Origin of the sequence: Arthrobacter sp. 2YAF22_2, assembly GCF_052114645.1 — a bacterium.
GTDB lineage: Bacteria > Actinomycetota > Actinomycetes > Actinomycetales > Micrococcaceae > Arthrobacter.
Genome location: NZ_JBFRFD010000291.1, coordinates 1 through 4,727, shown reverse-complemented (window position 1 = coordinate 4,727; position 4,727 = coordinate 1). Strand labels below are relative to the sequence as shown.

General features: G+C 67.0%; 3 protein-coding genes and 2 rRNA genes. All 5 read right to left on the bottom strand.

Annotated elements, in window-relative coordinates:
* Positions 1-1,367, bottom strand: a 1,367-nt coding sequence (locus AB4Y86_RS12385; protein WP_441402522.1) for a thioredoxin-like domain-containing protein, incomplete at its 3' end; no start/stop codon positions are given.
* Positions 1,367-3,520 (bottom strand): cytochrome c oxidase assembly protein, encoded by a 2,154-nt coding sequence (locus AB4Y86_RS12380; protein WP_441402521.1) that lies wholly within the window; start codon positions 3,518-3,520, stop codon positions 1,367-1,369. The genes AB4Y86_RS12380 and AB4Y86_RS12385, both read right to left, overlap by 1 nt.
* A 111-nt stretch (positions 3,521-3,631) precedes the next feature.
* Positions 3,632-3,919 (bottom strand): HU family DNA-binding protein, encoded by a 288-nt coding sequence (locus tag AB4Y86_RS12375; RefSeq protein WP_011776355.1) that lies wholly within the window; start codon positions 3,917-3,919, stop codon positions 3,632-3,634.
* Positions 3,920-4,238: 319 nt separating this feature from the next.
* Positions 4,239-4,355 (bottom strand): 5S ribosomal RNA (gene rrf, locus AB4Y86_RS12370).
* Positions 4,356-4,605: 250 nt separating this feature from the next.
* Positions 4,606-4,727, bottom strand: a 23S ribosomal RNA gene (locus AB4Y86_RS12365); the annotation flags it as partial.

Here is a 4,727-nt window from a genome sequence, read left to right as displayed (position 1 = left end):
GTCACGCCGAGCGGGTGCTGGAGCCGGGCCTCAGCCGCCGGGCCGTCGCGGAAGCCGAAGTCGAACAAACCCTTGCCGACCGCGGATTCAACCGTGATGGCGCCGTCGTCGGCGATCACGAGTTTGCGCAACGCCGAGGTCTCGGAGTCCGCCACCCAGATGTTGCCGTCAGCGTCTTCGGCAAGTCCGGAGGACTGGGCGAACCAGGCTTCGGCGGCGGGGCCGTCGAGCAGGCCCTCGAGGCCGTTGCCGGCGAGGATCGAAACAGCACCGGTGACCGGGTCGAAGCTGAAGATCTGGTGCACGCCGGCCATGGCCACGACGACGGCGTTGAGCTTTCCGGACCAGACGACGTCCCACGGGGAGCTCAGCGAAACCTCCAGCGGGTCCGCCTCCAGGGGCGCACCGTAGGCGGCCCCTTCCTCGTCCACGCGCGCCGGGCCAGTCTCAAGTAAGCGCTGGATGCCGTTGCCCGCCAGGGTGGTGGCTGTGCCGCCGGCGAGCGAGAGTCCGCGGAGCCGGTGGTTGACCGAGTCGGCAATCACGACGTCGTAGCCGGCCTTCGCGGCCACGGCCTCCGGGAGGAGCACGAGGCCTTGCGGTTCGTTGAAGCGGGCGTCAGCGGCACCGCCGTCGGCGTAGCCTTTCTCGCCCGAACCGTAGGTGCCCAGCACCGTTTCGAAGTCTGTGGAGAGCTCCACGAGCCGGTGGTGGCCGGTGTCGGTGACCAGCCAGGACCCGGCGTCGGACTCCGCCGCGGCCTCCGGTGCCGCGGCCTCGGGTGCAGCAGCGCCGCCGCGGCCGGCCGGCAGGTAGAGGGCCTTGCCGGGGAACCGCAACGTCCCCGACGTCGGCTCCGGCGCCACGTAGGGCCCGTCGCCGCGGTGCAGGGTGCCTTTGGCCTCGTGCTCGGCGATCAGCTCGGGGATAAGCACGGCCAGGCCGTCCGCGTGGCCCTCGCCGGAGAGGTGCGCCACGATGTAGCCCTCGGGGTCGATGACCACCAGGGTGGGCCAGGCTCGGGCGGTGTAGGCCTTCCAGGTGTCCAGCTCCGGGTCGTCCAGGACCGGGTGGCGGATCTCGTAGCGCTCGACGGCGGCCGCCAGCGCCACAGGGTCCGCTTCGTGCTCGAACTTGGGCGAGTGCACGCCGACGGTCACAAGGACGTCGGAGTACTGCTGTTCGAGCGGTCGAAGCTCGTCCAGGACGTGCAGGCAGTTGATGCAGCAGAAGGTCCAGAAGTCCAACAGAACGATCTTGCCGCGCAGGGACTCAAGGTCCAGGGATTTGCCCCCGGTGTTCAGCCAGCCACGGCCTACGAGTTCGGATGCCCTGACCCGGAGGTGGGTGCGTACGGTTTCGCTCATCAGCGTCCTTCCAGCTTTGAATTGCGTTCTGCCAGCTTCGCGTCGCGCTCGGCGAGCTGGGCAAACATATCGTTGTAAGCGGTGAGATCGGCGTCGTTATTCCTGTCCGCCGCCCGGTCGGTGCGTTTGGACTCCCGTGCATCGGAGCGGGACCACATGACTGCGACGCCGATCGCCACCAGCAGGGTGGGCACCTCGCCGATCCCCCAGGCCACCGCACCGCCCATCTGCTGGTCCAGCAGGGCCGACGGGCCCCAGCTGCGGCCCAGGTTGCCGAAGTAGTCCGCGGCCAACAGCCCCGTACCGCCCATGATCGAGACGCCGAAGAAGGCGTGGAAGCCCATGGTGGCCAGCAGCAGCAACAACCGCATCGGGTACGGTGCCCGCCGCGGCAGGGGGTCGGTGCCGATCATGGTCAACACGAAGATGTAGCCGGTGAGGGCGAAGTGCAGGTTCATCAGCTCGTGGCCCACGTGGTCGCGCATGGCGTAGCCGAATGCGTCCGAGTAGTAGAACAGCACGATCGAGCCGGCAAAGTTTGCCGCGGCGAACAGCGGGTGCGTGACGAGCTGGGAGAACTTTGAGTGCACAAAGACCAGCAGCCATTCCCGCGGCCCGCGGGAGCTGTCCCGCCGCGGGGTCAGTGCCCGTAGCGCCAGCGTGACCGGCGCCCCGAGGACGAGGAAGATCGGCGCCACCATGGTCAGCGCCATGTGGTCCACCATGTGCGCGGAGAACAGCACCCGGCCGTAGACCGACGGCGGCCCGGACGTCACGAATGTCAGGACCACCAGTCCGATCAGCCAGTTGATGGTCCGGAACCAGGACCACGAGTCCCCGCGTTGGCGGACCTTGCGGATTCCGAGGATGTAGGACGCCAGGCCGAAGACGGCGACGGCAACCCAGAGCCAGTCGAGCCGCCACTCTGTGAGCCAGCGCTGCGGAGTCAGCTCGGGGGGCAACTCGTAGCCGGAGAGGATGAACGCCGGGGAAGCATCCGGGGCGAAGGTTCGCGGCTGCGGCGGGGCCGAGCGGCCGAGCGCCACGGCGATTCCCATCGTCGCGCCCATGACTAGCAGCTCCACGAGCACCAGCTGCCAGAGCACGCGCCGGGCGGATAGGCCGGCTCCCTTGACGCCCAGCTGGGGGATGACCCAGCGGCGGTGCATCAGGCCTATGCCGCCGAGGACCAGGGTGGCCGCCGTTTTGGCCAGGATGAGCTGCCCATACCCGGACCCGAAGAGGTCGGTCCAGCTGGTGAGCCTGATGCTCGCGTTGATCACGCCGGAGGCGAAGACCAGGGCGAACGCGAAGCCGGCCAAGGCCGAGAAGCGGCGGAAGGTCGGCTCGGTGACGTCGGTCCTACCCGCGGCGCCGGCCCCGGCCGAGCCCGCCAAGACCCCCGACAGGAGGGTCAACACGATGATGCCGCCCACCCAGGCCGAGACACCCACGAGGTGTAGGCCCAGGGAGTTGATGGCCCCTTCGTGGTCGCTGGAGCTGGACGAGTGGCCGATTAGCGCCGAAGGAACCAGCCCCACCATGGAGAAGATGAGGGTGAGCGCCAGTGCTCCCCGCGATCGGACACCGAACAGCGCGGTGGTGACCACCGCGGCGATGATGACCACCGTCAGCCAGGCCCGCCCGGTCTCGATATCTGTCATGAAGTAGACAAGGGACTTGGTGAATTCCGGGTCCGCCGAAACGGCCTGGCCGGCGATGTCCGAGTAGCTCAGGACCAGCACGCCGACGGCGGAGAGGGTCCAGACGACGCCGGCGGCTGCGGTGATTGCCAGCGCACGGGTGAAGGCGGGATGCTCCGGGGCGTCTTTGTCCTTGGACGGGCGGCCAGTGAGGTTCCTGGGCAGGATGGCCACGGCGAAGATCAGGCCGCCGATCACCGTCGCCAAGGCTGCGTTGTGGAGGGCCTTGCTGGCGGGGAGCCCCCAGCGGACCAGCGCGCCCGGATCAGAGACCGAGCGTGCCCCGGCCGCGCCGGAGAAGAGCAAGGCCGCCACGAGGCCCAGGAACAGGGCGACCAGGCCGGCCAGCTGCCAGCCACGGGAAATCCCCGCCGTCCCGGCGCCGGAGCCACGCCCTCCCGCGGTCGGGGTGGGGGCTGCTGGGGTTCGGGGTTTTGCTGCGGAAGGCACAACTCCATTGTCCGCTACGCCTGCGCGGGCGCCGAATCCGTGTGCCTGCGATGAACGCAAAAGGAGCGGCAACCCCTAGGGTTGCCGCTCCTTTCAAGCGTTCGAAGAAGACTACTTCTTCTTGGCGACTGCAGCCTTCAGCTTGGAGCCGGCGGTCAGCTTGACGCTGTGGCCAGCGGCAATCTGGATGGTCTCGCCGGTCTGCGGGTTGCGGCCGGTGCGAGCTGCACGGTCGGTGCGCTCGACGGCGAGCCAGCCGGGGATGGTGATCTTCTCGCCCGCGGCGACAGAGGTCTCGAAAACCTCGAACAGTGCATCGAGCACGGAGTTGACGGCTGCCTGGCTGGTGCCGGCCTTGCCAGCTACCTCTGCAACAAGTTCACTACGGTTCTTAGCCATTTATGTCCTCCTGGACGGTTCTAATTTCTGAAGCCTGCACGCGGCATGCATACAAGCCACTCTTCGAAAACTTACCAGCTTGCCGCCGCCAAGGCGGCAAATTCCGCGTGTTTTCGCGCTTTTTTGGGAAAATTTCCGGGTTTCGACCGCATTTTGCGTCGCTTTCAGCCCTCAGCGTACGCACTCCGGTCTGGAGGCGGGAGGCAGGGGCCCGGCAGTGCCCCGCCGTGGCTGCGGCGGGGGGGTTGGTGGTGGTGGTTGGGGGGTTAAAGGGGGAGAGCCTCCAACCTGGTGGTTGGAGGCTCTCGACCTAATGGTTGTCCGGCGGTGACCTACTCTCCCACACCCTCCCGGGTGCAGTACCATCGGCGCTGTGGGTCTTAGCTTCCGGGTTCGGGATGGGACCGGGCGTTTCCCCCACGCTATGACCGCCGTAACCCTGTGTCCGCACCCCCGCGGGCCGGTGAGGGCCTTGGTGGGGTGGGAAGTCTGTGGTTACAACATGTTCGCTGCGGATTGCTCCGCAGGTGTGGTGTTGTTATGTAGTTGTTTGGTTCCGTGCAACGTGGCCGTCGGGTGACGGGTTTGTTGTTTGGGAACCACATAGTGGACGCAAGCAGTCTTGTTTCTTTGTACCACCCCGGTGGTGCGAACCCCTTTTGAAGTTGGGTTTGCGGGGGTGGTGTGTGGTGTAAGTTATCGGCCTATTAGTACCGGTCAGCTTCACGAGTCGTTAGTCCTCGCTTCCACATCCGGCCTATCAACCCAGTGGTCTGGCTGGGGGCCTCTCACACACAAGGTGTATGGA